Origin of the sequence: Kitasatospora sp. NPDC093558, from assembly GCF_040683475.1 — a bacterium.
Lineage (GTDB): Bacteria > Actinomycetota > Actinomycetes > Streptomycetales > Streptomycetaceae > Kitasatospora.
In genome coordinates, this window is record NZ_JBFBDY010001394.1 from 1 (window position 1) to 1051 (window position 1051).

The 1051-nt window shown below is 70.6% G+C and carries 2 protein-coding genes; both read left to right on the forward strand.

The window, feature by feature from the left end; all coding sequences use genetic code 11:
* Positions 1-317: 317 nt before the first annotated feature.
* Positions 318-536 carry a hypothetical protein gene (locus tag AB0O00_RS41270; RefSeq protein ID WP_363659786.1) on the forward strand — a complete coding sequence of 73 codons (219 nt, stop codon included), beginning with the start codon at positions 318-320 and terminating at the stop codon, positions 534-536.
* Between the two features lie 62 nt (positions 537-598).
* Positions 599-1030: a hypothetical protein gene (locus AB0O00_RS41275; RefSeq protein WP_363659788.1), complete on the forward strand. Its 432-nt coding sequence runs from the start codon at positions 599-601 to the stop codon at positions 1028-1030.
* Positions 1031-1051 lie beyond the last annotated feature (21 nt).

A 1051-nucleotide genomic window follows, 5' to 3' on the forward strand; every position in this document is an offset into this window, starting at 1 on the left:
GTCACCAAAGAGCTGATCGCGTAGCCGCTCCACCCGCCGGACGGCGAAGTCGCCGCTGCGACGTTGTCGGCCTGATCCGGACGGCCGTCGTGCGGCTGGTTGTCGGCAATCGGCAAGGCTGGCTCTCCCCCTGGTACGTGCCGCCCCCACCTGGCTGATCGTGGTGTGTGACGGCTGCGTGAATATAGCCGACCGCTTCGTGTGACCTGCTCACGGGCCTCCACCGCCGGGCTGCAGAGGCACCTGCCCGATGACCACGCGGAGCTTTGCGCGGACAGGTGGACGGCTGCGGGTCGTGCCCGTATTCGTACGCCGAGATGGACCACGCGATCGGTCTGTTCCTGGTCGTCGTAGGCAACGACGCACGGGAGTGGTCGTCGATCGGCCCGTCCAATGACGGCAGCGGCCTGCTCGTGTCGTACCAGCCGAAGTGGACCCGGCGGATCGTTCCGGCCGGGTCGACGACGGCCGCGTACGAGGAGCGGGTGGAGACGATCGTGGGATGCCTGTGCACCCCGAGGTCGAATCGGTGGTGACACCGGCACGTGGCACTCGCACGAGCGACGGCCCGCCGTGGACCGCGGGCGCCGAGCTGCGAATGGGGCCCAACGACGTCTGTTCCAGCGGCGTGCCGGGGTGGGTGAACCGCAAGCGGGTGCTGCTGACCGCCGCGCACTGCGGCGGCGGCCGGTACTACAACGGAACCGGCGCCTACATCGGGGACCTGTACGCGATCGGTGACGGCCTGGACGTCGGGATGATCGCGATCAACGGCAACGGCGGCGGCCGGTTCTACGACGGCGCCTGGTCGGACGGCAGCGGTTCGTCGCGACGCACGTACGGGGCGGGGCGCAACAACGTCGGCGACCTGATCTGTCTGAGCGGCGCCCAGTCGGGCTGGAAGTGCGACGTGGAGGTCCGGAAGGTCGACGTGGAGACGACGAACGACGAGGGCGCCTCCCAGGCCAGCAGCCGGCGCAGCCGGGGTGCGGCGCCCGGCTGGACGAACAGCAGGGTCCGCCCCCGGTAGGCCGCGACCGGCCCGCAGCCG

What these genes read in the sequence shown, in the direction of transcription:
- AB0O00_RS41270 (WP_363659786.1), top strand. Translation starts at nt 318, where the DNA reads ATGGACCACGCGATCGGTCTGTTCCTGGTCGTCGTAGGCAACGACGCA.
- AB0O00_RS41275 (WP_363659788.1), top strand. Translation starts at nt 599, where the DNA reads ATGGGGCCCAACGACGTCTGTTCCAGCGGCGTGCCGGGGTGGGTGAAC.